Annotated in this window: 24 protein-coding genes; 15 read left to right on the forward strand and 9 right to left on the reverse strand. The window is 69.2% G+C overall.

All coding sequences use genetic code 11. The annotated features are described in order from the left end of the window. Positions 1–30: 30 nt before the first annotated feature. Together K344_RS20020 and K344_RS20025 are read left to right on the forward strand one after the other, a co-directional pair. A complete protein-coding gene (locus K344_RS20020; RefSeq protein ID WP_051361889.1) occupies positions 31–240 on the forward strand; it encodes a DUF1289 domain-containing protein in 210 nt (69 codons plus the stop codon). Further along, complete coding sequence (locus K344_RS20025) at positions 237–689, forward strand: acyl-CoA thioesterase (protein ID WP_051361849.1); 453 nt, start codon at positions 237–239, stop codon at positions 687–689. Before K344_RS20020 ends, K344_RS20025 begins: the two co-directional genes overlap by 4 nt. A gap of 78 nt (positions 690–767) precedes the next feature. Here the strand turns inward: K344_RS20025 and K344_RS22780 are convergent, their stop codons facing one another. After that, on the reverse strand, positions 768–1289 hold the full coding sequence (locus tag K344_RS22780) for a DUF7931 domain-containing protein (RefSeq protein WP_028079551.1): 522 nt from the start codon (positions 1287–1289) through the stop codon (positions 768–770). A 93-nt stretch (positions 1290–1382) separates the two neighbouring features. Then, entirely contained in the window at positions 1383–2750 is a 1368-nt protein-coding gene (gene purB / locus K344_RS0103755) for an adenylosuccinate lyase (protein ID WP_028079552.1), read from the reverse strand. A gap of 153 nt (positions 2751–2903) precedes the next feature. Here purB and K344_RS0103760 point away from each other — a divergent pair, with 153 nt between their 5' ends. The 4 genes from K344_RS0103760 (at position 2904) to K344_RS0103775 (ending at position 7616) form a co-directional block, all read left to right on the forward strand. After that, the gene (locus K344_RS0103760; protein WP_028079553.1) at positions 2904–4304 is read left to right on the forward strand and encodes a class II fumarate hydratase; all 1401 of its coding nucleotides are present in this window, start codon (positions 2904–2906) and stop codon (positions 4302–4304) included. A gap of 9 nt (positions 4305–4313) precedes the next feature. After that, positions 4314–4697 (forward strand): VOC family protein, encoded by a 384-nt coding sequence (locus K344_RS0103765; protein WP_028079554.1) that lies wholly within the window; start codon positions 4314–4316, stop codon positions 4695–4697. Positions 4698–4712: 15 nt separating this feature from the next. Further along, positions 4713–6089 carry a glutathione-disulfide reductase gene (gene gorA / locus K344_RS0103770; RefSeq protein WP_028079555.1) on the forward strand — a complete coding sequence of 459 codons (1377 nt, stop codon included), beginning with the start codon at positions 4713–4715 and terminating at the stop codon, positions 6087–6089. Positions 6090–6293: 204 nt separating this feature from the next. Continuing rightward, a complete protein-coding gene (locus tag K344_RS0103775; protein ID WP_028079556.1) occupies positions 6294–7616 on the forward strand; it encodes a sigma 54-interacting transcriptional regulator in 1323 nt (440 codons plus the stop codon). 90 nt (positions 7617–7706) lie between these two features. Here K344_RS0103775 and K344_RS0103780 read toward each other — a convergent pair whose 3' ends face one another. Both K344_RS0103780 and K344_RS0103785 read right to left on the reverse strand, forming a co-directional pair. Further along, on the reverse strand, positions 7707–8825 hold the full coding sequence (locus K344_RS0103780; RefSeq protein ID WP_043113754.1) for a cytochrome-c peroxidase: 1119 nt from the start codon (positions 8823–8825) through the stop codon (positions 7707–7709). A 127-nt stretch (positions 8826–8952) separates the two neighbouring features. After that, a complete protein-coding gene (locus tag K344_RS0103785) occupies positions 8953–10407 on the reverse strand; it encodes an alkaline phosphatase family protein (protein WP_028079558.1) in 1455 nt (484 codons plus the stop codon). Positions 10408–10614: 207 nt separating this feature from the next. Here K344_RS0103785 and K344_RS0103790 point away from each other — a divergent pair, with 207 nt between their 5' ends. The 9 genes from K344_RS0103790 to darH all read left to right on the forward strand — a co-directional run bounded on the left by K344_RS0103790 (position 10615) and on the right by darH (position 19619). Continuing rightward, positions 10615–12147: a fumarate hydratase gene (locus K344_RS0103790; protein ID WP_028079559.1), complete on the forward strand. Its 1533-nt coding sequence runs from the start codon at positions 10615–10617 to the stop codon at positions 12145–12147. Positions 12148–12173: 26 nt separating this feature from the next. Next, complete coding sequence (locus tag K344_RS20035; protein ID WP_043113690.1) at positions 12174–12683, forward strand: disulfide bond formation protein B; 510 nt, start codon at positions 12174–12176, stop codon at positions 12681–12683. Continuing rightward, a complete protein-coding gene (rraA, locus tag K344_RS0103800; RefSeq protein ID WP_028079560.1) occupies positions 12680–13168 on the forward strand; it encodes a ribonuclease E activity regulator RraA in 489 nt (162 codons plus the stop codon). The genes K344_RS20035 and rraA overlap by 4 nt, the downstream gene beginning before the upstream one ends. 100 nt (positions 13169–13268) lie before the next feature. Further along, positions 13269–14456, forward strand: a complete 1188-nt coding sequence (locus tag K344_RS0103805) for a CE1 family esterase (protein WP_157622740.1) — start codon at positions 13269–13271, stop codon at positions 14454–14456. 66 nt (positions 14457–14522) lie between these two features. After that, entirely contained in the window at positions 14523–15884 is a 1362-nt protein-coding gene (locus K344_RS0103810; RefSeq protein WP_028079562.1) for an MATE family efflux transporter, read from the forward strand. Between the two features lie 198 nt (positions 15885–16082). Next, positions 16083–17027 (forward strand): hypothetical protein, encoded by a 945-nt coding sequence (locus tag K344_RS0103815; RefSeq protein WP_028079563.1) that lies wholly within the window; start codon positions 16083–16085, stop codon positions 17025–17027. Further along, entirely contained in the window at positions 17024–18196 is a 1173-nt protein-coding gene (locus K344_RS0103820) for a beta-ketoacyl-ACP synthase III (RefSeq protein WP_051361850.1), read from the forward strand. The genes K344_RS0103815 and K344_RS0103820 overlap by 4 nt, the downstream gene beginning before the upstream one ends. Then, the gene (locus tag K344_RS0103825) at positions 18193–18612 is read left to right on the forward strand and encodes a DarG family dialkylresorcinol biosynthesis protein (RefSeq protein WP_028079565.1); all 420 of its coding nucleotides are present in this window, start codon (positions 18193–18195) and stop codon (positions 18610–18612) included. The genes K344_RS0103820 and K344_RS0103825 overlap by 4 nt, the downstream gene beginning before the upstream one ends. Beyond that, entirely contained in the window at positions 18609–19619 is a 1011-nt protein-coding gene (gene darH / locus K344_RS0103830; RefSeq protein ID WP_028079566.1) for a BtrH-related acyltransferase DarH, read from the forward strand. The genes K344_RS0103825 and darH overlap by 4 nt, the downstream gene beginning before the upstream one ends. 12 nt (positions 19620–19631) lie before the next feature. On the opposite strand, the gene K344_RS22785 is transcribed toward darH, so the two are convergent. Genes K344_RS22785 through K344_RS0103855 form a run of 5 tightly spaced genes read right to left on the reverse strand, consistent with a single transcriptional unit; the run spans position 19632 to position 23825 of the window. After that, positions 19632–20480 (reverse strand): hypothetical protein, encoded by an 849-nt coding sequence (locus K344_RS22785; RefSeq protein WP_051361851.1) that lies wholly within the window; start codon positions 20478–20480, stop codon positions 19632–19634. Continuing rightward, a complete protein-coding gene (locus K344_RS22790) occupies positions 20480–21610 on the reverse strand; it encodes a beta-ketoacyl synthase N-terminal-like domain-containing protein (protein ID WP_051361852.1) in 1131 nt (376 codons plus the stop codon). The genes K344_RS22785 and K344_RS22790 overlap by 1 nt, the downstream gene beginning before the upstream one ends. A 10-nt stretch (positions 21611–21620) precedes the next feature. Next, positions 21621–21887: an acyl carrier protein gene (locus K344_RS0103845; protein ID WP_028079567.1), complete on the reverse strand. Its 267-nt coding sequence runs from the start codon at positions 21885–21887 to the stop codon at positions 21621–21623. Between the two features lie 4 nt (positions 21888–21891). Continuing rightward, entirely contained in the window at positions 21892–23106 is a 1215-nt protein-coding gene (locus K344_RS0103850; protein ID WP_028079568.1) for an ABC transporter permease, read from the reverse strand. Continuing rightward, positions 23103–23825: an ABC transporter ATP-binding protein gene (locus tag K344_RS0103855; RefSeq protein WP_028079569.1), complete on the reverse strand. Its 723-nt coding sequence runs from the start codon at positions 23823–23825 to the stop codon at positions 23103–23105. The genes K344_RS0103850 and K344_RS0103855 overlap by 4 nt, the downstream gene beginning before the upstream one ends. Between the last annotated feature and the right edge of the window lie 84 nt (positions 23826–23909).

A 23909-nucleotide genomic window follows, 5' to 3' on the forward strand; every position in this document is an offset into this window, starting at 1 on the left:
CCCGCACGGCTCATGCTAGCGTCGCCGATCATGCAAGCCACACCCGTCAGCGCCGATGTCGAATCGCCCTGCACGCGCATCTGCCGCATCGGCGCGCAGGGCCATTGCGTCGGCTGCGGCCGCGATCTCGACGAGATCGTCGCCTGGCCGCGCGCCGGCCGCGCCCTGAAGCTGGCGATCCGCGAACGCGCGGCAGCGCGCCTGCGCGAGCATCCCGACCACCAGGAGCACGAGCCGTGAGCGAGCGCCCGGCGCGACCCGGCCGCGACGATTTCGGTCATTTTCACGAACTGGCGACGCGCTGGTCCGACTGCGACATGCTCGGCCACGTCAACAACGCGCGCTACTACAGCTTCGACGAATCGGCGCGGCTCGATTACTTCGGCGAGATGATTGCCGGCCGGCCCGGCTTCTGGGGCGAGCAGGGTTTCATCCTCGCGCATCTCGCCTGCGACTTCATCGAACAGCTGCATCACCCCTCGACCATCCGCTTCGGCTTCCGCATCCGCCGCATCGGCCGCAGCAGCATGAATACCGAAGGCGCACTGTTCGTCGGCGAGCGCCTGATCGCCGTCACGCGCGGCGTGCTGCTGTGGTTCAACTACCGCGACAACAAGCCGGTGCCGGTGCCGGACTACGCGCGCGCGTATATCCGCGGCAAGGAGCGGCTGGCGCCGGAGGAGGTTTGAACGCCGGACGGCTGGCGCGACGCTGACCGGCCATGACTGAAGGCCGGCAATGGCGGAAGATCGCGAGGGCCGCCGCGCCTACAGCCGCAGCTCGCCCAGCTCCCGCGCCGGTCCCGATTCCTCCCACCAGGCGTCGAAGCGCCGCCGCTGCTGGCGCGCGTCGAGCGGAGCGTGCGGGTACCACCAGGTTTCGAGGTCGTCGTGGCGCTTCTTGTGCAGAAGGGCGTATTCGTCGGCAATGGCGAATTCCTCGACGAGGTTGCGGCGCTCCTCGCCCAGTTCGCGGATGTGGATGCGGCTCGACAGGCGTCGCGCCAGCTCGACGAGGCGGTGGCCGCGCTGCGCGGCCAGCTGCGGACGATTGACGAGGATGCGCAGCTCGGCGCGCGGCGAGCGCAGCACGAAGCTGCGCAGCAGTTCGACGATGCCGGGATCGTTCCAGAGACGGCGATCGAGCTCGTAGCTGAGCACGCGCAGCTGCAGGTGCGCGCGGGTGATCAGGTTGAGCAGGGCCTGCGTGGTCGCCGCGCTGCCGGCGAGGACGCTGGCGCCCGCGGGGCCCGCGTCGGATTCGCATTGCGGCTGGTCGCCATCGCTCATGCCACGCAGCTTAGCGTGGCGGCGTGACATCTGCGCAAGGCGCGCGCCGTTTCAGGCGCGCCCTCCGCACCGACGTCGCGCCTGAAAGTTTTGTCAGACGGCCTTGGCCTGCTGCAGCGCGTTGCCGGTGTAGCTGCCCGGCGTCATCTGCAGCAGGCGCTGCTTCTCGCCGTCCGGCAGGTCGAGGCTGGAGACGAATTCGCGGATCGCGTCGCGGCCGATCTTCTGGCCGCGCGTGAGACGCTTGAGCTGCTCGTATGGTTCCGGCAGGCCGTAGCGGCGCATGACGGTCTGGATCGCCTCGCCGAGCACCTCCCAGTTATGGTCGAGATCCTGGCCCATCTTCCAGGCGTCGGCTTCGAGCTTGCCGATGCCCTTGAGCGTCGACTGGTAGGCGATCAGCGCGTGCGCGACGCCGGTGCCGAGATTGCGCAGCACGGTGGAGTCGGTGAGGTCGCGCTGCCAGCGCGAGATTGGCAGCTTCTCGGCGAGGTGCTGCAGGATGGCGTTGGCGATGCCGAGATTGCCTTCGGCGTTCTCGAAGTCGATCGGATTGACCTTGTGCGGCATGGTCGAGCTGCCGACTTCGCCGGCCACCGTCTTCTGCTTGAAGTAGCCGAGGCTGACGTAGCCCCAGACGTCGCGGCAGAAACCGATGAGGACGGTGTTGAAGCGCGACAGCGCGTGGAAGTATTCGGCGATGTAGTCGTGCGGCTCGATCTGCGTGGTCGCCGGGCTCTGCGCGATGCCGAGCTCGCCGATGAAGGCGGCCGCGACGGCCGGCCAGTCGACGTCCGGGTAGGCGGCGTAGTGCGCGTTCCAGTTGCCGACCGCGCCGTTCATCTTGCCGAGGATGGCGACGGCCGCGAACTGCTCGCGCTGGCGGCGCAGGCGCTGCACGAACACCGCCATCTCCTTGCCGAGCGTGGTCGGCGAGGCCGGCTGGCCGTGCGTGCGCGACAGCATCGGCTGCTCGGCGTAGGCGCGGGCGAGGCTGGCGATGGCGCCGATCAGCTTGTCGAGCGCCGGCAGCAGCACCTGCTCGCGCGCGTCCTTGAGCATCAGCGCATGCGAGAGATTGTTGATGTCCTCGGAGGTGCAGGCGAAGTGGATGAACTCCTTGATGCCCGACAGCTCCGGATGCGAGCCGACCTTTTCCTTGAGGTAATACTCCACCGCCTTGACGTCGTGGTTGGTGGTGTCCTCGATGGACTTGACGCGCTGCGCCTCGTCCAGCGTGAAGCCGGTGACGATCTTTTCCAGCTTCTCGCGCGCCGAGGCCGACAGCGCCGGCACTTCGGGCACGCCGGCGTGCGCGGCCAGCGCCTCGAGCCAGCGGATCTCGGCAAGGATGCGGTAGCGCATCAGGCCATACTCGCTGAAGATCGCGCGCAGCTTGACCGTCTTCTCAGCGTAGCGGCCGTCGATCGGCGAAATGGCGGACAGGGAGGTCAGGTTCATGGATGCAAGGGCTCGGCAGGCGGGAAAGGCGCCGGCCGGTCGGCAGACGCGACAGCCCCGGTGTAGGCTGGGCGCGCATTTTATCCGACACCCGGGCCGCGCTGTTGCGCAGCGCCGTCCGCGGTGAACCCCCTTGGAGGAAAGGAGCGGAAGATGGCAAAAGCGGCAGGGCGCGTCGGTACACGAATCGAACGGGACAGTCTCGGCGAGTTGAAAGTGCCCGCCGACGCCTTGTGGGGCGCGCAGACCCAGCGTGCGGTCGACAACTTCCCGGTCTCCGGCCTGACCATGCCGCGCGCCTTCATCCGCGCGCTCGGCCTCGTCAAGGCGACGGCCGCCCAGGTCAACGCGGAACTCAAGCTGCTCGACGCGGCGCGCGCCGAGGCGATCGCCTCGGCGGCGCTCGAAGTGGCGGACGGCCGGCACGACGCGCAGTTCCCGATCGATGTCTTCCAGACCGGCTCGGGCACCTCGACCAACATGAACGCCAACGAGGTCATCGCGCATCTCGCCAGCAGGCGCCTGCGCCAGAAGGTGCACCCGAACGATCACGTCAATTACGGACAGAGCTCCAACGACGTGATTCCGACGACGATCCACGTCGCCGCCGCGCTGCTGGTGCACGACCGCCTGGCGCCGGCGCTGAAGCTGCTGGCGGCGACGATCGACAAGCGCGCCCGCCAGCTCAAGGGCATCACCAAGACCGGCCGTACACACCTGATGGACGCGATGCCGGTGCGCTTCGACCAGGAGCTGTCCGGCTGGGCGACGCAGATCCGCCACGGCCTCGAACGGCTCGACGCCGTGCAGCCGCGCCTGCTGCAGCTCGCGCTCGGTGGCACCGCGGTCGGCACCGGCATCAACGCCGATCCGCGCTTCGGCAAGCGCTTCGCGCGCGCGCTCGCCGCGCGCACCGGCCTCAGGTTCGTCGCCGCGACGAATTACTTCGAGGCACTGTCGGCGCAGGACACGGCGGCCGAGCTGTCCGGCCAGCTGAAGACCATCGCGGTGTCGCTGATGAAAATCGCCAACGACCTGCGCTGGATGAACTCGGGGCCGCTGGCCGGCCTCGGCGAGATCGAGCTGCCGACGCTGCAGCCGGGCTCGTCGATCATGCCCGGCAAGGTCAACCCGGTGATTCCGGAGGCGACCTGCATGGTCGCCGCCCAGGTGATCGGCAACGATGCGACGATCACGGTCGCCGCGCAGGCCGGCAATTTCCAGCTCAACGTCATGCTGCCGGTGATCGCCCACAATCTGCTGCAGAGCATCGAGCTGGAGGCCAACGTGTCGCGGCTGCTCGCCGAGCGCGCGATCGCGGGCTTTCGCGTGCGCCGCGAACACATCGAGCAGGCGCTGGCCAAGAATCCGATCCTGATCACCGCGCTCAACGCGCGCATCGGCTACGAGAAGGGCGCGGCGATCGCCAAGCAGGCCTACAAGGAAGGCCGGCCGATCCTCGAGGTCGCGGCCGAGGCGACCGGCCTGTCGCGAACCGAGCTGGCGACGCTGCTCGATCCACGGCAACTGACCCATGGCGGCGTGGAAGTTTAGGAAAGACGCATGTACATCGAACGACTCGATCACCTGGTGCTGACCGTGCGCGACATCGACGCGACGATCGCCTTCTATCGCGACGTGCTCGGCATGCAGCCGCAGACCTTCGGCGAGGGCCGCCACGCGCTGGCCTTCGGCCAGCAGAAGATCAACCTGCACCGCGCCGACGGGCCGTTCGCGCCGCGCGCGGCGCATCCGACCTCCGGTTCGGCCGACCTGTGCTTCGTCAGTTCGACGCCGGTGCGCGAGATCGTCAGCCAGCTCGAACGCCACGGTGTCGCCATCGAGGCCGGCCCGGTCGAGCGCGTCGGCGCGCTCGGCGTCATGGACTCGGTTTACTTCCGCGATCCGGACGGCAACCTCATCGAAGTCAGCAAGTACCGCGCCTGAGCCGCGACACGCCGCATGGCCTACGACTGCGATCTGTTCGTGATCGGTGCCGGCTCGGCCGGCGTGCGCGCCGCGCGCTTCGCGGCCGGCTACGGCGCACGCGTGGTGATCGCCGAAGACCGTGATCTGGGCGGCACCTGCGTCAATCTCGGCTGCGTGCCGAAGAAGATGCTGGTCTACGGCGCTTCCTACGCCGACGATTTCGCGCAGGCGCCGAGCTACGGCTGGAACATCGCGGGCCAGGGCGGCGCGCCGGTCTTCGACTGGCGCACGCTGCGCGGCAACAAGGACCGCGAGATCGCGCGTCTCAATACGCTGTACGAGAGCCTGCTGCTGAACGCCGGCGCGCGTCTGATCCGCGGCCGCGCGCGGCTCCTCGATGCGCACAGCGTCGAGGTGGACGGCGAGCGCATCCGCGCGGCGCATATCCTCATCGCCACCGGCGGCGCGCCCTTGCGGCCCGCGCTGCCGGGCATCGAGCACGCCATCGTCTCCGATGACGTCTTTCATCTGCCGGCGCTGCCGCGCCGCGCCGTGGTGGTCGGCGGCGGCTACATCGCCGTCGAACTGGCCTCGGTATTCCGCGGGCTCGGCGTCGAGACCACGCAGATCTATCGCGGCGAGCTGTTCCTGCGCGGTTTCGATGACGGCCTCCGCGGCCATCTGCGCGACCAGCTGCGCCTCAAGGGCCTGGATCTGCGTTTCCAGACCGACCTCGAGCGCATCGAGCGCCGCGGCGACGGCAGCCTGCGCGTCCATCTCAAGGACGGCCGCGGCGCGATCGACACCGACTGCGTGCTGATGGCGACCGGACGCGGCCCGAAGCTGGACGGCATCGGTCTCGGCAACACGGCAGTGCGGCGCGACGCGCGCGGCTACGTCGAGGTCGACGAGCACTACCGCACCGCCGAGCCGTCGATCCATGCGACGGGTGACGTCATCGGCCGCGCCCAGCTGACGCCGGTCGCGCTCGCCGAAGGCATGGCTGTCGCGCGCTGGCTGTTCCGGCGCGAGGACTACGTGCCGGTCGACTACGACCTGGTCCCGACCGCGGTGTTCAGCCTGCCCAACATCGGCACCGTCGGGCTCAGCGAGGCGAAAGCCCGCGCGCGGGGGCATGCGCTGCGCATCTTCGAGAGCCGCTTCAAGCCGCTCAAGCTGACCCTGACCGAATCGCGCGAGACGACTTTCCTCAAGCTCGTCGTCGATGCGGACAGCGACCGCGTGCTCGGTGCGCACATGGTCGGCCCCGATGCCGGCGAAGTGATCCAGGGGCTCGCCGTGGCGCTGAAGGCCGGTGCCACCAAGAAAATCTTCGACCAGACACTCGGCATCCATCCGACGACCGCGGAAGAATTCGTGACGATGCGCACGCCGCGCGACGGCGGCTGAGCCGCGCCGCCGTCGCGCGATGGCGCGCGGCGGGGACGAACGGCAGCGCGAAGGCGACGAACGCGCGCCTTGCAAGTCCCGGGCCCGATGGCCGCGCCGCCGGTCGGCGGCGGTGCCCTGTTCGTCGGTGATCGCCGCCGTAGCCGACGAGCTCCTCCTATCGTGATGCCACACCACGGATGTGGGGCGAAGGAGTTGGGGAACATGTTCGGAATCAGCCATCGCAAATCGGGCGCCGCGACGCCGACCATGGAGCGCCAGCCGCAGCCGTTCCTGCGCATCTACGCGTCCGAGTTCCATTCGCGCGACGCCGAGCTGGCGCGCGATCTGTCGCAGCTGATCCCGGAAGGCCGCTCCTGCCAGATGTGCAGCGCCGCCGAGCTGGCGGCGCAGATGCCGCCGCCGAACAGCGAGTTCGTGCTCAGCCTGCTGCTCGCGCCGAATCTGCTCGACGGCCTCGCCGACGCGGTGCTCGCCGCGCGCGCCGCCGGTCAGCCGACCACGCTGATCATCGCCGTGACGCATGCGCAGCTGACCGCGCTCGGCCAGTGGCTGCACCAGCGCGCCAATGCCGACCGTCTCGCCGGTCTGCGCCTGATCCTGGCGCCGAATGCCGAAAGCGCGATCCGCCAGCTGCCGATGCGTCTCTCGAACCCCGGCGACAGCAACCTGATCCGCATGCCGCTGTCGACCGAAGTCGAGAACTCGCCGATGCGCAATTTCTACGTGTTCAGCCCCGAGCTGCACGCGCTGGTCAGGCGCATCCGCGCCTACGCCGAGAACGGTATCCACCGCACCTATCTGCTCGGCGGGCCGGGCTCGGGAAAGACCTCGCTGTCGTATCTCTATTACCTCGTGCGCAATCGTGGCCGCTTCGTGTCGGTGAACCTCGCCGCCGAGAACACCGGCGACAAGGCGGCGGTGAAATCGCTGCTCTGCGGTCACGTCTCCGGCGCGTTTCCCGGCGCGGGCTCGCGCACCGGCGCCTTCTCGCACGCGCGCGACGGTGTCTGCTTCATCGACGAGTCACACGGCATCACCGGCCCGGTCATGGAAGTGCTGATGGAAGCCTTCGACGCCGGCCAGTACCTGCCGTTCGGCGCCAGCGCCAAGCAGCCGCTCGAATGCGCGATCGTCTTTGCCACCAACCGCAGCTGGGAGACGCTGCAGAACTCGGTCAACATCGACGAGTTCACCCGCATCGGCGCGGCGACGCTGTCGGTGCCCGAGCTGTACAAGCGCGAGGAAGACATGATCGCCGTGGTCGCCACCACGCTCGCCAGGTTCGCCGAGAAGTGCACGACCTGGGCGCAGCCCAAGGGCCTGTCCGAGGACGCCTGGCAGCGCGTCCGCACCTGCCGCTGGCACGGCAACATCCGCGCGCTGGTGCGCGTGCTCGAATCCGCCTTCGTCGACTACGGCGTGCGCGGCGGCGACACGTTGATCCAGGGCGAAGAGATCGAGGCCGGCATCAAGCTCTGGGAACCGGCGACGCATCACAGCCACCAGATTTACGCGGTGGCCTGAGGCGGGCGGGCGGCCGCCGTTACCGGCCGCAGCGCGAATCACCGATGCCGTCGGCACGCGTCGACGGCATTTTTGCTTGCCATCGCACGCTCAAGGCGCGCGCGGCACCGGCCGGGCGTCGGCATCCGTCAGCGTGCCGAGGAAGGCAGCGACGTCGGCGATCTCGGCGTCATTCCACACCGGCTTGCCGCCACGATGGTTGGTCATCGGCGCATTGCGTCGATCGACATTGCCTTGATACTCGACTGGCAGATCGTCGAACGGCTGCGGGCCATCGGGATGCGGGTACCACTTCTCCGGATTCGTATCACGCTGCACGTAGAAGCGCAGCGCGTCGGTCAGCGTGTGAAAGCGCCCGTTGTGGAAGAACGCGCCGCGGATCGCGACGTTGCGCAAGGTCGGCGTCCTGAACATGCCGCAATACGATTTCTCGTCGCGCTTGTCGCGGCGCAGCGGGCCGCACAGACCCAGATCGTAGTAATGCGGATCGGCGTTGGCCGGGATCTCCGCGTTGCGCGGCACGCCCAGCGTCTGGAAATTGTAGTCGGTGAAGACCGGACGGGCACCGTTCGCACCCTTGTCGACCGGATGACAGGACGCGCAATTGCCGCGTTGCTCGTCGACGAACAGCGCATAGCCACGCGCCTCCTGCTCGCTGAAGCCGGCCTTGCCATCGAGCACGCGATCGAACTTGCTGTCGAACGGCTGGAAACTCGGATCGTCGAACTGGAAGCGTTCCAGTGCCTGGCCCAACGCCGCGAGCGCATCATCGGGCCGCGACAGGATGTCGGTGCCGAACGCTTCGCGAAAGCGCGCCGCGTACCGGCTCCGCGCGAGCCTGGCGGCGACGGCCGCCGCATCGGCATTGGCCATCTCGTCGGCATTGAGCAGCGGAAATGCCGCCTGCGTCGCCGGCCGGTCGAAACGGCCGTCCCAGGTGTAACCGCCGGACGGCATGTTGTCGCCGATCTCGACACGTTCCTTGAACGTGCCGGGCTGCGTGTGCGTCCAGATCGGCACGCGCCGCAGATAGCGCAGAGCCGGTACGGCACGGCCGCCGTAGCGCCCGAGATCGGGGCCGCCGGGCTGCACGGCGAGCGCATTCGGCGGACCGTAGGCGTGTGCCGGGTCATGGCAGCTCGCGCATGATTGCCGGCCCGATGCCGACAGCGACGGATCAAAGAAGGCCAGCCGGCCGAGTTCGGCCAGCATCGCCGGACTCGGCGGCGCTGCGGACGAAGCGGCGGCGGCCGGTTCCTGGCGTCCGCAGGCCGCCAGCCAAAGAACGAGCGCCGCACCGGCGGCGCTCGCGACAAAACGCGGGATCACTGCGCGTTTACTTTTTCAGATTGGTAAACACGTCGTCGCCGAACGGCAGCAGCGCTTCGTCATCGGCGTAGCCGAGGTATTCGCCGGTTTCGAAGATGTCCTCAAGACTCTTCAGCAGCGAGTAGTGGTTGTAGCCGGTGTAGCTGACCGTGCCAGGCTTGATCGCCTTCGACAGCAGCACCGCACCCGTGCGGTCGCCGCCGACGCCGACGTAGTGCATGCCGATCTGGATGACCTTGACCGACGGCGGCAGCTTGGAGGTGTCAATGCCGAGCGTGCTGGCGAAGGCCACCGGCAGCGTGGTCAGCACCTGGTCGTCGGGGCGCTTCACGTTCGGGCCGGCCTGCTGCTTGCAGCACGAGTCGCCCTGCAGATTGATCGTCAGGTTCATCTGCGAGTAGTCGGAATTGAAGGTCGTGGTCATCGGCGAACTGGACGCGTTCGATTCGTCGAAGTTGATGATGATCAGGCCGTCCTTCTGATAGGCCGGCGAGGCCATGATCAGCGGAATCCACTTCTGCAGGAACGCATCGATCGAGGCCAGGCCGCCCGGCGCGCCGTTCTTGCAGCCCTTGCCGGCGGCGCCGGTGCCGTCGCCGTCGTGGCCGTCGTCGCAGAGGTTCGGCGTGACGAACACGAAGTTCGGCGTGGTGTCGATCGACTTCAGGTCGGCTTCGAGTCCCTTGCCGGAAGCGTCGGGATAGGTGAGCGGCACGACGTGCGCGTCGCAGTAGTCGGTGTCGTCGATGATCGAGTGGAAATAGACGAACGGGTTGTGGCGCGTCGCGTACTGGTCTTCCTTGACGTCGCTGGACGCCGCCGCCGCCTGCGCGTTCTGCGTCAGATCCTTGGTCTTGCTGATGTCCTTGTGCGCCAGCAGATCGGTGCGGGTCGGGAAGCTGCAGGTCATCGTGCCGTCGCGATTCAGATCGTTGCCCATGTCGCCCATGTAGCCCTTCCAGCTGTAGCCCTGGGCGTCGAGCTGGTGCGCGAAGGTCTTGACGCGCGCCGGATAGACGCAGCCGCCGCCGGCGTGGCCATTGGCGTCGGTGCCGGCCTTGAGGACCTTGGCATTGGTTTCGTCGTTGCCGTCGTCGACGATGTCGGACCACAGGCCGAAGCAGTCGGTCTCGGTATCGACCGTCGACGGCTGGCCACTCATCATCGCGATGTAGTTGTCGAGGCTGACATGGCCGGTGCCGAAGTACTCCGTCAGCAGGGCGCCCTGCGTCGCCAGCTGCTTGAGGAAAGTATCCTGACCGCTGGCCGGCTTGTCGGTGCCGAACGACTCCTCGAAGTCTTTGTTCTCCAGCGTGATGACGAAGACATGCTTGATGTCCTGCTGCGTCCGGATCGCGTCGTCGTGGTTGTCGTCGCTGCAGGCGACGAGCGCGCCAAGACCGGCGCACAGGCCGAGGGCCACGGCGGTCGCGAGGGCCGCGCCTTTGATTTTTCTGGACATATTGCTTTCGGGCTGGAGAGGGGGATGCCGGCGAGCAGGGCCGTGCCGCACGCAAACTACGGCCTGACAATGACGTTTCGATGACCCGAGCGTCAGCAATACGCTGGCGCGCGGTCATCGATCGGCGTTTTCCGCTAGCATTCGCGCCCGGAAATTCTTCTTATCCGCGCAAGCGCCTTCGTATCCGCAAAGTTCCGAGCCCGTCTCATGACCACGATTCGCCAGGAAGACTTCATTCAGTCGATCGCCGACGCCTTCCAGTACATCAGCTACTACCATCCGCTCGACTACGTGAAGGCCCTCGGCGAAGCCTGGGAGCGCGAGGAGAATCCGGCGGCGAAGGACGCGATCGCGCAGATCCTGACCAACTCGCGGATGAGCGCCGAAGGCCATCGTCCGATCTGCCAGGACACCGGCATCGCCACGGTCTTCCTGAAAGTCGGCATGAACGTGCGCTGGGACGCGACGCTGTCGGTCACCGACATGATCAACGAGGGCGTGCGTCGCGCCTACAACCACCCGGACAACAAGCTGCGTGCCTCCGTGCTCGCCGATCCGGCCGGCAGGCGCACGAACACCAAGGACAACACGCCGGCGGTGATTCATTACGAGATCGTGCCGGGCGATCACGTCGAAGTGATCTGCGCCGCCAAGGGCGGCGGCTCGGAAGCGAAATCAAAGATGGCGATGCTCAACCCGAGCGACTCGATCGTCGACTGGGTGCTGAAGACGGTGCCGACCATGGGCGCTGGCTGGTGCCCGCCGGGCATCCTCGGCATCGGCATCGGCGGCACGCCGGAGAAGGCGATGCTGCTCGCCAAGGAATCGCTGATGGCGCCGGTCGACATCCACGAACTGAAGGCGCGCGGGCCGAAGAACAAGGCCGAAGAGCTGCGCCTCGAGCTGTACGAGAAGGTCAACAACCTCGGCATCGGCGCGCAGGGCCTCGGCGGCCTGACGACGGTGGTCGACGTCAAGGTGCTCGACTACCCGACGCACGCCGCCAACCTGCCGGTCGCCATGATCCCGAACTGCGCGGCGACTCGGCACGTGCACTTCGAGCTCGACGGCTCCGGTCCGGCCGTGCTCGAAACGCCGACGCTCGAGGACTGGCCGAAGGTCACCTGGCAGGCCGACACGCGCACCGCGACGCGCGTCGATCTCAACAAGCTGACAAAGGAAGAAGTCGCCAGCTGGAAGCCGGGCCAGATCCTGCTGCTGAACGGCAGGATGCTCACCGGCCGCGATGCCGCGCACAAGCGCATCCAGGACATGCTGGCGAAGGGCGAGAAGCTGCCGGTCGATTTCAGCAACCGCGTCATCTACTACGTCGGCCCGGTCGATCCGGTGCGCGATGAAGTGGTCGGCCCGGCCGGCCCGACGACGGCGACGCGCATGGACAAGTTCACCGAGATGATGCTCGCGCAGACCGGCCTGATCGCGATGATCGGCAAGTCCGAGCGCGGCCCGGTCGCCATCGAATCCATCAGAAAGCACAAGAGCGCCTACCTGATGGCGGTCGGCGGCGCCGCGTATCTGGTCGCCAAGGCGATCAAGGCGGCCAAGGTGGTCGGCTTCGAGGATCTCGGCATGGAAGCGATCTACGAGTTCGATGTCACCGACATGCCGGTGACGGTCGCCGTCGACGCGGGCGGCGAGTCGGTGCACGAGAGCGGACCGAAGCTCTGGCAATCGAGGATCGCCGCAAAGATCGGTAATATCCCGGTCGCCATCGCCTGAGCCGCGGCCCGAGGAACCCCATCGCCATGCTGTCGAACTACCGCCCGCTCAATCTGCTGGGCTTCCTCGGCTGCGTGGCCGGCGAGCTGTTCGTGATCGTCTACCTGCAGCAGATGCGCGGCTACGAGCCGTGTCCGATGTGCATCTTCCAGCGCATCGCGCTGGCCGGCGTCGGCCTCGCCTTCCTGCTCGCCGCGATCCACGGCCCGAAGGGCAGGGGCCGCTGGGTGTACAGCGGTCTGACGGTGCTCGCTGCGGCGATCGGCGCGTTCATCGCCGGCCGCCACGTCTGGCTGCAGTCGCTGCCGCCCGATCAGGTGCCGGCCTGTGGCCCCACGCTGGACTATCTGCTGAGCTTCATGCCGGTCACCGAGGTCGTGATGACGATCCTCAAGGGCGACGGCAACTGCGCGAAGATCGACGCGCAATGGCTCGGCCTGACGCTGCCGGCCTGGAGCCTGATCGGCTTCATCGGCTTCGGCCTGTTGGCTTTGTTGATTCCCGCTGCTGCATCCAAGGAAAGGAGAGACGCATGAGTTTTGCCACGACCGACCTGTCGGACGCCCATCCCGAAGCCCAGGTCGCGGACCCGCTGTTCGGCGATTTCGGCGGCAAGTCGGAGTTCTATGGCCAGGTGGTCACGGTCAAGGTTTTCGAGGACAACAGCATGGTGCGCGCGCTGCTCGAGGAGCGCGGCAACGGCCAGGTGCTGGTCGTCGACGGCGGTGGTTCGGCGCGCTGCGCGCTGGTCGGCGGCAACCTCGGGCAGCTCGGCGTGGACAACGGCTGGGCCGGCATCGTCGTCAACGGCTTCGTCCGTGATTCGGCCGAGCTCGCCGAGCAGGAAATCGGCATCAAGGCGCTCGGCACGCATCCGCGCAAATCGGAAAAAGGCTTACATACCGGTCATCGCAACCGCACTGTCACATTCGCCGGCGTTACGTTTAAATCCGGGCAGTGGTTGTACGCCGATGCCGACGGCATCGTAGTTTCCGACAGCCCCATTCACGACAAGAAGTAAGGCAGGGCAAGGACGCCGGGCCAGTCGCCGCGTCCGCCGGCGGCCAGGCTTTTGCTTGTGCCGGACGGCAACGCCATTCGGCGAGAAGGAAAAAGCGGTCATGGGGATCAAGGTTGTTGGGCGTATCGGCCAGCTGGTGTGGGTGGCCGCGCTGGTCGGCGCGCTGATGGCGGGTTGTGGCGGTGGCGGCGGGCATCACGACGATGGCGGCACGACCGGCGGCGAGACCACCGGAACCACCACGGGTGGTACGACGACGGGTGGCACGACCACCGGCGGCGAAACCACCGGCGGAACCACGCTGAGCTGTGCCGACGCCTATACGCCGGAAAAGGTCGGCAGCGAACCGGACGGGTGCAAGCCGCAGGCCGGCACGGTCTGCCCGGTCGCCGACAGCACCACCCTGATCCAGCACACGCCGATCGCCTGCGATGGCGTCAGTGCCAGCGAGTACACGGTGCAGACCAGTTCGTTCACCTCGACCTATTACGCGCTGACGACGAGCAACCGCCGGTACGACGCGATCTACGTCGGCCTGCATTACCTGTTCGCCGACAAGTCCGCGTTCATCAACATCGTGCGCCTGCAGGAACTGGCCAAGGCGCGCAAGGTGCTGGTGCTGGCGCCGCAGGCGCCCTCGCTGACGCCGCTGGTCAGCAGCTCGCGCTGGCCGACCGGCACCCTGCTCGATTCCTCGCAGGTCGAGCCGACCATCGAGTGGCTCACGGCGGTGGTCGAGGACGCCCGCGATCGCTACGGCGTCGACGATTCGGTGCCCGTCTACGTCGCCGGCCTGTCGAATGGCGCGGTGATGAGCTACCTGTTCGGGTGCAAGAACCCGGACGTGCGGGCGGTGCTCGCGGTATCGAGCGACAGCAGCACGACCTCGCTCGACACCAGTTGCTCGGCGAGCCATCCGCTGGGCACGGTCATCGTGCACGGCACGAATGACCTGGTCACACCGTACGACGGCGTGCCGCTGCTGTTCACGATGTCGATTCCCGGCATCCACGCCTACTTCAATTCGCTCGACGGCTGCAACACGGCGGATGCGTCGGTCAGCGTGCCGCAGTACTTCGATTCGCTCGGCGTGACGATCAGCTACACGCCGGCCGACCGCTGCGCGTATCGCAACTTCCTGGTGACCGTCGACGGCGGTGGCCACAACTGGCCGGGGCTCGACAAGAGCGTCAACCTCGGCACCATCCTGTTCGGCGCGCACACGGCGAACTTCGATGCGACGCTGCAAGGCTACGATCTGCTGAAACTCGCCGCCGGCGACGACTGACGCCGCGCCGGGCTTGCCCGGAGCCCGCGAAACCGCCACCCTACGCCGCCTTTTTGGCGGACGGTCATGGCGGCGCGCGATCTCACCAGCGGTTCCATCCGCGCTCATCTGCTGAAGATGAGCGCGTTCATGTTGCTGACGATGCTCGTTCAGACGGCCTACTCGCTGATCGACATCTTCTGGGTCGGCCGGCTCGGCCGCGACGCGGTCGCCGCGGTTGCGCTCGGCAGCAATCTCATGGTCATGCTCATGGCGGTCGCGCAGACCCTGGCGGTCGGCACCGCGGCGCTGATCGCGCAGGCCGCCGGCCGCCGCGATCACGACGAGGCTCGCCAGCTGTTCACGCAGTCGCAGCTGTTGTCGTTGATCGTCGGTGTCGCCTTCGTGGCGGTCGCCGGCCTGCTGCACGGACGCTACGCTGACGGCCTGTCGGGCAACGCGCAGACGGCGCGCCTGGCGCGCGAATTCCTGGTGCCCTTCATCGTCGCGATGGGCCTGCAGATCCCCATGTTCGTCATTTCCGCCGCGCTGCGCGGGCTCGGCGACGTGCGCACTTCGTCGATCGCCCAGCTCGTCACCGTGATCCTCAACATCGTCCTGGCGCCGGTGCTGATCTTCGGCTGGGGCAGCGGACGGCCGCTCGGCGTCGCCGGCGCGGCACTGGCCACGCTGATTTCCGTGGGCGTCGGCATGCTCGGCCTGTTCGCCTACGTGCTGCGCAGCGGACGCTATCTGGCAAGCGGCCGCGCCGCGTGGCGGCCACAGTGGAACGCCTGGCTGCGCATGACGCGCATCGGCCTGCCCTCGGGCGTCGAGTTCGCGCTGATGGCGTTCTACTTCGCCTTCATCATGGCCCTGCTGCAGCGCTTCGGCTCGGCGCCGCAGGCGGCCTTCGGCGTCGGCATGCGCGTGCTGCAGCTGGGCATGATGCCGGCGATGGCGGTGACCTTCGCGACGGCGGCGATCGTCGGCCAGAACTTCGGCGCGCGCCAGCCGCGGCGCGTGCGGCAGGCCTTCGATCAGGCGCTGCGCCTGAACCTGGTGTCGGTGGGCGTGTTCTGCCTGGCGTTCCATCTCGCGCCGGAATGGCTGATCCGGCCGTTCTCGAACGATGCGGAGGTGATCGCCTACGGCGCCGAGTTCCTGCGCTGGATCTCCTGGAACCTGCTGGCGATCGGCGTCGTCTTCGCATGCGGCGGCGTGTTCTCCGGCTTCGGCAACACTTTGCCGTCGCTGCTCGGCTCGGCGACGCGCATCGGCTTCATCGTCGTCGCGGCCCTGGTCCTGGCGCGCGACGCGCGCTTCGTGCCGCACTGGCTGTGGGCACTGTCGGTCGCCGGCACTTTGCTGCAGCTTGCGTTCAACGTCGTGCTGCTGCGTCGCGAGCTGCGCCGCAAGCTCGGCGCGCCGGCGCCGCTCGCGGCCTGAATGCGACACATGCCTGACGCGCGCCGGCCGGCGCGTTGCCGCCGCCGAAAGCGTTTGGCTATAGTCGCAATCCGGCCCGTGCTGCAGTTCGCCAGCGGGGGCTTGCGGGGCTGTCTGCGATTCGGGGCTCCGCTTACATTGGCGGCTACGGGACAGGGCGCGTGATCGCGCCCTTGTCGTTTGGGGCGGGATCAGGCAATGAAGCGCGTCTTGGTGGTGTACTACTCGCAAACCGGCCAGCTGCAGCGGCTTGCCCGCGCGCTGTGCGCGCCGCTCGAGGCCGCCGGCGTCGCCGTCGACTGGTGCGAGCTGCGGCCGCTGCGGCCGTATCCGTTCCCGTGGCCGTTCCTGCGTTTCTTCGACCAGTTCCCGGAAGCCGTGCATCTCGATCCGCCGGCGCTCGAGCCGCTCGCGGTGCCGGCCGATGCGCGCCATGACCTCGTCATCCTCGCGTACACCGTCTGGTTCCTGTCGCCGTCGCCGCCGGTCAATGCCTTCCTGCAGTCGGCGGCGGGACGGCAGCTGCTGCGCGACACGCCGGTCGTGACCCTGATCGGCTGCCGCAACATGTGGCTGCTGGCGCAGGAGATCGTCAAAGGCAAGCTCGCCGAGGCCGGCGCGCGGCTGTCCGACAACATCGTGCTGGCCGACAGCGGCGCGAGCCTCACGACCTTCATCACCACGCCGCGCTGGCTGCTGACCGGCCGGCGCGACGCCTTCTGGGGCCTGCCGGCCGCGGGGCTCGGCGACACGCAGATCGCCGGCGCCGCACGCTTCGGCGTCGCCCTGGCCGCGGCGCTGCGCGACGGTCGTCTCGACGGCCGCGCGCCGGTGCTGCGCGGTCTCGGCGCGGCGCAGGCCGACATGCGCCTTCTGCCGAGCGAGAAGATCGGCCGGCGCAGCTTCCAGATCTGGGGCCGCCTGATCCGCGCGCTCGGCCCGCAGGGCAGCGCCGCCCGCAAGCCGGCGCTGCTCGTCTACGCCGCCTTCCTGGTGACGATGATTCTCACCGTCGTGCCGCTGACCATGCTGCTGCGCGCGGCGCTGCGACCGCTGGCCGCGCGGCGCCTGCGGGCGCAGAAGGACTACTTCGAGCAACCGTCGGGCTCCGGCACCGAACGGCTGGCGGCGAGGGGTCCATGACCGATCTTTCGCGGCGGCCGGCGCTGCCGGCCGTCTTCATCACCCGCATGGCGTCGGCGCTGCCGAACACGCCGGTCGCCAACGAGCGCATGGAGGCCGTGCTCGGCCAGATCGGCGACCGGCCGTCGCGCGCCCGCGCGCTGGTCCTGCGCAGCAACGGCATCAAGTCGCGGCACTACGCGCTGACCGAAAGCGGCGAGCTCACGCACAGCAACGCGCAGCTGACCGCCGAGGCGGTGCGCGGCCTGACCGGCGACGATTTCTCGCTGGCCGACATCGACGTGCTCGCCTGCGGCACCAGCTCGCCGGACCAGCTGATGCCGAATCACGCGGTCATGGTGCACGGCGAGCTCGGCTCGACGCCCTGCGAGGTGGTTGCCACCGCGGGCATCTGCGTGTCGGGCGTCACGGCGATGAAGTACGGCTATCTCTCGGTGCTCGCCGGACAGGCGCGCAACGCCGTCGTCACCGGCTCGGAACTGGCGTCGACCTTCATGCGCGCCGGCAACTTCGCGGCCGAGAACGAAGCGGCGGTCGCGGCGCTGGAGAAACGGCCGGCGATCGCCTTCGAGAAGGACTTCCTGCGCTGGATGCTGTCCGACGGCGCCGGCGCGCTGCTGCTGCAGGACCGGCCGAACGCGCGCGGCCTGTCGCTGAAGATCGAGTGGATCGACCAGTACTCCTACGCCAGCGAGCTGCCGCCGTGCATGTACGCCGGCGCCGAGAAGCGCGACGACGGCCGCCTGCAGGGCTGGCGCGAGTTCGGCTCGGCGAAGGAAATCGCCGAGCGTTCGGTGATGGCGGTCAAGCAGGACGTGCGCCTGCTCGAGGACGGCATCCGGCACAGCTCGCGCAAGGCCTTCGACGCCATGCGCGCGCGGCGCCGGCTGACGCCCGACGACGTCGACTGGTATCTGCCGCATTACTCCTCGGAGCACTTCCGTCCGGTGATGTGGGAGGTGATGCCGGACGACTGGAAGATTCCGCAGGAGCGCTGGTTCACCAATCTGCACTACAAGGGCAACGTCGGTTCGGCATCGATGTACCTGATGCTGGAAGAACTGTTCGCCAGCGGCCGTCTCGATGCCGGCCAGAAGATCCTCTGCTACGTGCCGGAAAGCGGGCGTTTCTCGATCGCCTTCGTCTACCTGACGGTGGTCGCGGCGTGAGGGAGGACGAAGTCCCGCAGGACGAGGTGGCCTACTACGGCGGCGCCCGCAAGGCGCTGTACGCCGTCGACCGGCAAGGCCATTACGAGACCGTGGCCTCGAGCGGCTGGGCCGTCGAGGCCACCGTCACCGGCGATGCGATCGCCGAGTTCGAGCGCCGGGCCGCGGCGGCGCGCGTGCGCGTCGCGCGCGGCGAAAGCTCGCCACTGGAATTCCACATGTACGCGCGGCGCATGGACCTGCCGACGCTGGCGCAGAGCACCGGTTTCTGGCGCTGCAGCGTGCGGCGCGACCTGCGGCCGGACGCCTTCGCGCGCCTGCGGCCCGCCCGCCTGCGGCGCTACGCCGACGCGCTCGGCATCGGCGTCGAGGTGCTGCAGACGCCGCCGCCGGAAGCGCCGCCGGGATCGCCGTGATCGTCGAAAACTTCCAGCATCGTCACGCCGGTCACTGCGAGACCGGCGTCACCAGCAGCCTGCTGCGCCACTACGGGCTCGACATCAGCGAGCCGATGGCGCTCGGCCTGTCGGCAGCGCTGACCTTCTTTCATTTTCCGTTCGTGAAAGTCGGCGGTTTTCCGATCACCGCCTACCGCATGCCGCCGGGCAGCGTCTACGGCGGCCTGCGCAAGGCCCTGCGCCTGGCGATGAAGAAGCGGCGCTTCGGCGATCCCGACGCGGCGATGGCGGCGCTCGACGCCGAACTCGCCGCCGGCCGCCCCGTCGGCCTGCAGACCTCGGTGTACTGGCTGCCGTACTTCCCGCCGGAGATGCGCTTCCACTTCAACGCGCACAACCTCATCGTCTACGGCAAGGACGGCGACGACTACCTGATCAGTGATCCGGTCTTCGACGCGCCGCAGCGCTGTCCGTCCGCCGATCTGCGCAAGGCACGCTTCGCGCGCGGTACCTTCGCGCCGAGGGGTCTGCTCTACCAGCCGCAGGACTTCGCGCGCGACTTCGACCTGCGCGCGGCGCTCAAGGCGGCGATCGGCAAGACCTGGAAGATGATGCTGCACACGCCGGTGCCCTATGTCGGCGTGCGCGCGATCGAGCGACTGGCGCGCGAGCTGGAGACGCTCGACCGCCGCAAGCCCGATGTGCGCTGGCAGCGCCTGTATGTCGGCAACATCATCCGCATGCAGGAAGAGATCGGCACCGGCGGCGGCGGCTTCCGCTTCATGTACGCCGCCTTCCTGCAGGAAGCCGGCGAGAAGCTGCGCGACGCGACGCTGCCCGAGGTCTCGCGGCAGATGACCGCCTGCGGCGACGCCTGGCGGCAGTTCGCGCTGCAGGGCGCGCTGTTCGCGCGCAAGAAGCCGGACGTCACGCCGGCCCTGCTCGGCGCGCGGCTGCGCGAGTGCGCGGCGCAGGAGCGCGCCGTCTACGAAGCCCTGAAACGCTGGACGAAGGCCGCCGCCTGAGCGGCGCGCGGCTCAGCGCGGCTTGCGGGCCGCGAGCACGTGCCAGCTGCCATCGCCGTCGCGGCTCAGATGGAACCAGGGTCCTTGCGCCGGCGCCGCGAGATAGCCGTGCAGCGCCTCGGCGGCGGCGCCCTGGCCGGGCAGCGCCGCGCGCGGGGCGAGGCGCAGCTTGCGCGGCAGGTCGAGCGCGTCGGCATCGAGGTCCGGATGCAGGGCCAGCAGCGCGTCATCCGGCAGGGCCGACAGCGCGGCGTGGACCGCGGCCCGGTCCGCGTGGCGGCGCGGCGCTTCGACGATGACGCGCGGCCTCGCGCAATCGGCGTCGACGTAGAACCAGTGGCTCGATTCATGCAGCACCGCGTCGGCGGCGAGGCCGAGGCGCGCGCGCTGTTCGTGCAGCGGCCACACGCCTTCCTCGACGCCGCCGACCAGTGCGCGCCGGTGCCGCCGGTGCTGCGGCAGCAGCAGCTCGAAGGCGGCGGCCAGGCCATCGCCGCGCCGCGACACCGCCAGCTGCGGGCCGCCGACGCCGAGCTGCTGGGCGATGTAGAAGCCGGCCATGTTGCCGGAGATGTTCATGAACTCGAACGGCGTCGGCGGCCGTTGCTCGGCCAGCGTCGCGCGCAGCGCCTTCACGCAATCGGCGAGCATCGGCGTCTCGGCGGCGAGATACAGCGCGGCGTCGGCGGCGAGCGGCGCGCCGAGATCGTCGCGGCACTGCACGGCGCCGAGCAGCGCCAGTTCGATGAAACGGTTGACGCGGCGCACGCTGACGCCGAGCCCCTGCAGGCGCGCGCGCAGGTCGTCCGGCGTGTCGGCGAGCCGGGCGACGTGGCGGCTGGCGGCGGCGATCTTCAGCATCACGCCAGCTCGCGCAGCAGCAGCGCGCAATTGTTGCCGCCGAAGCCGAAGTAGTTGAGCAGCGCGACACCGCCGCGCCACGGCGCCGCGGCGCGCAGCGGCGCGACGCCCAGCTCCGGGTCGGCATCGGCGAAGCCGGCGGTCGGCGGCACGCGGCCGCGTTCGAGGCAGGCCGTGAAGGCGACGGTCTCCAGCGCGCCGCAGGCGCCGAGCGTGTGGCCGAGCACCGGCTTGATCGAGGTGAGCGGCGGCATCGCGTCGCCGAACACGCGGCGCAGGCCGAGCGCCTCGGCCTGATCGTTGGCGCGCGTGCCGGTGCCGTGCGCCTTCACGGCGCTGACCTCGGCGGCGGCGACGCCGGCATCGTCGAGCGCGGCGTGGATGGTGTCGGCAATGCGTTCGGCCGAAGGATTGGTCGGGTGCGAGGCATCGCAGAGGCTGGCGCCGCCGAGCAGCTGCCAGCGCGCGCCGCCGCGGTCGGCGGACAGATGCAGGGCCGCGGCGCCTTCGCCGAGCACGATGCCGTCGCGGGCCACGTCGAAAGGCCGGCTGCGCTCGCGCGTCGCCAGCATCAGGCTGAAGAAGCCCTGCTGCGAGAGACGGTTTTCCTCCTCGATGCCGACCGCCAGCGCCGCGTCGACGAGGCCGTCGCGCAGCGCGAAGGCGGCGTAGAGCAGGGCATTGGCCGCGCTCGAACAGGCGGTGTTGAGCGTGTAGTACGGGCCGCGCGCGCCGAGCGCGGTCCGCAGCTCGCGTGCCGCACGGCTCTGGTCCGGCGCGTGAATCGGGAACAGCGGTCCGCCGTGGGGCGCGTCGCCGTCGCTGCCGGCGGCCAGGGCGGCGACATAGGCGCGCTCGTGCAGGGTGATGCCGGCCGACGAGCTGCCGAAATAGAGGGCCAGCGCGTCGCGCCGGACCGCGTCGTCGAGCGCCTGCTCGGCGACGCGCGGCGTCGCCGTGCCGATGCCGCCGGCGCGAAAGTACGGCAGCACGACGTCGCCGCCGAGGCTGCGGAAGCACACCTCGGCGGGCGCCGGCAGGGCGGCGATGCAGGCGTCGGCGATCGTCGCGCGATCGTCGCCCGCCGCGCAGGCGGCGGCCATGCCGCGCAGATAGACGGGGCGCTTCACGGCGACCGCCTCACTGCGGCTGCACGAAGTCGGCGAGCGTGTTGAGGTCGGCGAGGATGCGTCGCATCTGCTTCGGGTCCTCGACGCGCAGGCCGAATTCCAGCTGCAGGGCCATCGAGATCTGCAGGCCGTCGACCGAGTCGAGCTCGAGCGCCGACTTCGGCCCGAACAGCGGCTGGTCGTCCGGCACGCCAGCGGCGTCGACCGGCTTGTCCGTCTCGCGAACGATCAACTCCTTGAGCCGCAGCTTCAGCGCGGCGTCCTGCGAACCTTTCATGGCATCAACCAGGGTGTGAATGCGAAGTATGGCGGTAAATCAGCGCCGCGAGCAGGAGCGCGACGGCGGCGAAGGCGAGCAGCGCGGCGCTCTGCGGCAGCACCTCGCGCACGCCGCCGCCGGCGACCAGCAATTGCGTATAGCCGTCGAGCGCCCAGGCCATCGGCGACAGCTGGGTCAGCGTCTGCATCGCCGGCGGCATGACCAGCTTCGGCACCATGATGCCGCCGAGCGCGGCGAACAGCAGGCTGATGGCGCCGCCGGCGATCGTCGCCTGCAAGCTGGTGCGCACGGCGACGGCGACGCACAGCGCCAGCGCGATCGCCGCCAGACTGGTGGCGCTGCCGATCAGCCACAGGCCGGCGACGCTGTGGCCGGGATCGAGCCGGTCGCCGCCGAGCAGCGGTACCAGCCAGACGCCGACCGCGAGCATCACCAGCATCTGCAGCAGATTGACGGCGTAGTAGGGCAGCGCCTTCGACAGCAGCAGCGTCGCCGGCCGCACGCCGAGCACGCGCAGGCGCAGCAGGCTGCCCTGGCTGCGTTCGACGACGAAGCTGCCGGCAAGCGGAATGACAGCGAAGAACATGGCGAAGATCAGCCAGCCCGGCACGTTCTGCTGGACCGCGGTCGGCGCATGCACGGCGGCGCCGGCGGCCGTGCGGAACGCCTCGGCGACCGGCAGGTGGCGCGGGTCGCCGAGATAGCGCATCTGCGCGAGCTGCGCGTCCGACTCGCCGAGCACCTCGCGGAACAGGTAGTCGTTCTGCACCCGCAGCAATGCGCCGCGCACCAGCAGCGCGATCACGCCGCGTGTCTGCGGCAGCGTGCTGGCGGCGTAGTCGATGCGCAGCAGCGTCGGCTCGGTCTCGCCGCCGAGATAGTCGGCAGCGAGCTCATGGCGTGTCGCCAGCCATTCCGAGAAGCCGGGCGGGATCGTCACGCGCGTCGTCGCCTGCGCAGCGATGCCGACGCCGGGCTCGCCGCGCAGCGCCTCGGCGAAGGCGCGCGCCAGCGCGCCGCCGTCCTCGTCGACCAGCTGCAGCTGCACCCTGGCGACCGCCGCCGGATCGAAGGCATCGCGCAGCGCCAGCGACATCAGCAGGATGAAGACGAGCGGCACCGCGAACAGCACGGCGAGACCGTGCGGATCGCGTGACAGCAGGCGCAGTTCCTTTGCGCACAGGGCGGGCAGGGCCCGCGAGGAAGGCGTGCTCATGCGTCGCGCAGCGCCCGGTCGGTGAGCTGAAGGAAGGCGTCTTCGAGCCGCGCGTGCGTGCCGCGCAGCTCGGCGAGCGTGCCCCCGGCGACGACGCGGCCGCGGTCGAGCACCAGGGCGCGGTCGCAGATGCGTTCGATCTCCTCGAAGTAGTGCGTGCTGTACAGCACGGTCACGCCTTCGTCGCGCAGGGCGCGCACGCGCTCCAGCAGGAAGTTGCGCGACTGCGGATCGACGCCGGCGGTCGGCTCGTCGAGCAGCAGCAGGCGCGGGCGGCCGAGCAGGGCGATCGCGAAATTCAGGCGCCGCCGGAGACCGCCGGACAGGGCCTGTGCCGGCTTGCGCAGCTGCGCGCCGAGATCGGCGACCTCGATCGCCTGCGCCAGCGACGCCGCGTCGGCGCCCGGCGTGAGCTGCATGAACAGGCGCAGGTTCTCGGCGACGCTCAATGCCGGATAGAAGGCCAGCTCCTGCGGTGCGAAGCCGAGCTGCGGACGCAGCGCGTCGGCCTGCGCCGGCAGTTCGCAGCCGGCGACCGTCAGCGCGCCGCCGTCCGGCCGCAGCACGCCGGTCAGCAGAGACATCAGCGTGGTCTTGCCGGCGCCGTTCGGGCCGAGCAGGCCGAACACGCTGCCGGCGGCGACGTCGAAGTCGATGCCGTGCAGCGCCGCGGACGCGGCGCCGCGATAGCGTTTGAGCAGGCCTCGGGCGCGGATCAAGGTGAGCGGATTCGGCGGTTGGAATGGCGGAGCGGCCGGGCGCCGTGGACAATGGCGACGTCTTCTTCAGTTCCGCCGGTCACG

It is taken from the genome of Solimonas soli DSM 21787, from assembly GCF_000474945.1.
In the GTDB taxonomy this organism is placed as follows: Bacteria; Pseudomonadota; Gammaproteobacteria; order Nevskiales; family Nevskiaceae; genus Solimonas; species Solimonas soli.

Excerpts from the sequence above, each read along its gene's own strand:
- K344_RS20020 (WP_051361889.1), top strand. The coding sequence starts at position 31 with ATGCAAGCCACACCCGTCAGCGCCGATGTCGAATCGCCCTGCACGCGC.
- K344_RS0103810 (WP_028079562.1), top strand. The coding sequence starts at position 14,523 with ATGGCGGCGCGCGATCTCACCAGCGGTTCCATCCGCGCTCATCTGCTG.
- K344_RS22780 (WP_028079551.1), bottom strand. The coding sequence starts at position 1,289 with ATGAGCGATGGCGACCAGCCGCAATGCGAATCCGACGCGGGCCCCGCG.
- K344_RS0103850 (WP_028079568.1), bottom strand. The coding sequence starts at position 23,106 with ATGAGCACGCCTTCCTCGCGGGCCCTGCCCGCCCTGTGCGCAAAGGAA.
- K344_RS0103765 (WP_028079554.1), top strand. The coding sequence starts at position 4,314 with ATGTACATCGAACGACTCGATCACCTGGTGCTGACCGTGCGCGACATC.
- purB (WP_028079552.1), bottom strand. The coding sequence starts at position 2,750 with ATGAACCTGACCTCCCTGTCCGCCATTTCGCCGATCGACGGCCGCTAC.
- rraA (WP_028079560.1), top strand. The coding sequence starts at position 12,680 with ATGAGTTTTGCCACGACCGACCTGTCGGACGCCCATCCCGAAGCCCAG.
- K344_RS0103845 (WP_028079567.1), bottom strand. The coding sequence starts at position 21,887 with ATGAAAGGTTCGCAGGACGCCGCGCTGAAGCTGCGGCTCAAGGAGTTG.
- K344_RS0103785 (WP_028079558.1), bottom strand. The coding sequence starts at position 10,407 with ATGTCCAGAAAAATCAAAGGCGCGGCCCTCGCGACCGCCGTGGCCCTC.
- K344_RS22785 (WP_051361851.1), bottom strand. The coding sequence starts at position 20,480 with ATGCTGAAGATCGCCGCCGCCAGCCGCCACGTCGCCCGGCTCGCCGAC.
- K344_RS0103805 (WP_157622740.1), top strand. The coding sequence starts at position 13,269 with ATGGGGATCAAGGTTGTTGGGCGTATCGGCCAGCTGGTGTGGGTGGCC.
- K344_RS20035 (WP_043113690.1), top strand. The coding sequence starts at position 12,174 with ATGCTGTCGAACTACCGCCCGCTCAATCTGCTGGGCTTCCTCGGCTGC.
- K344_RS0103820 (WP_051361850.1), top strand. The coding sequence starts at position 17,024 with ATGACCGATCTTTCGCGGCGGCCGGCGCTGCCGGCCGTCTTCATCACC.
- K344_RS0103790 (WP_028079559.1), top strand. The coding sequence starts at position 10,615 with ATGACCACGATTCGCCAGGAAGACTTCATTCAGTCGATCGCCGACGCC.
- K344_RS0103760 (WP_028079553.1), top strand. The coding sequence starts at position 2,904 with ATGGCAAAAGCGGCAGGGCGCGTCGGTACACGAATCGAACGGGACAGT.
- K344_RS0103775 (WP_028079556.1), top strand. The coding sequence starts at position 6,294 with ATGTTCGGAATCAGCCATCGCAAATCGGGCGCCGCGACGCCGACCATG.
- gorA (WP_028079555.1), top strand. The coding sequence starts at position 4,713 with ATGGCCTACGACTGCGATCTGTTCGTGATCGGTGCCGGCTCGGCCGGC.
- K344_RS0103815 (WP_028079563.1), top strand. The coding sequence starts at position 16,083 with ATGAAGCGCGTCTTGGTGGTGTACTACTCGCAAACCGGCCAGCTGCAG.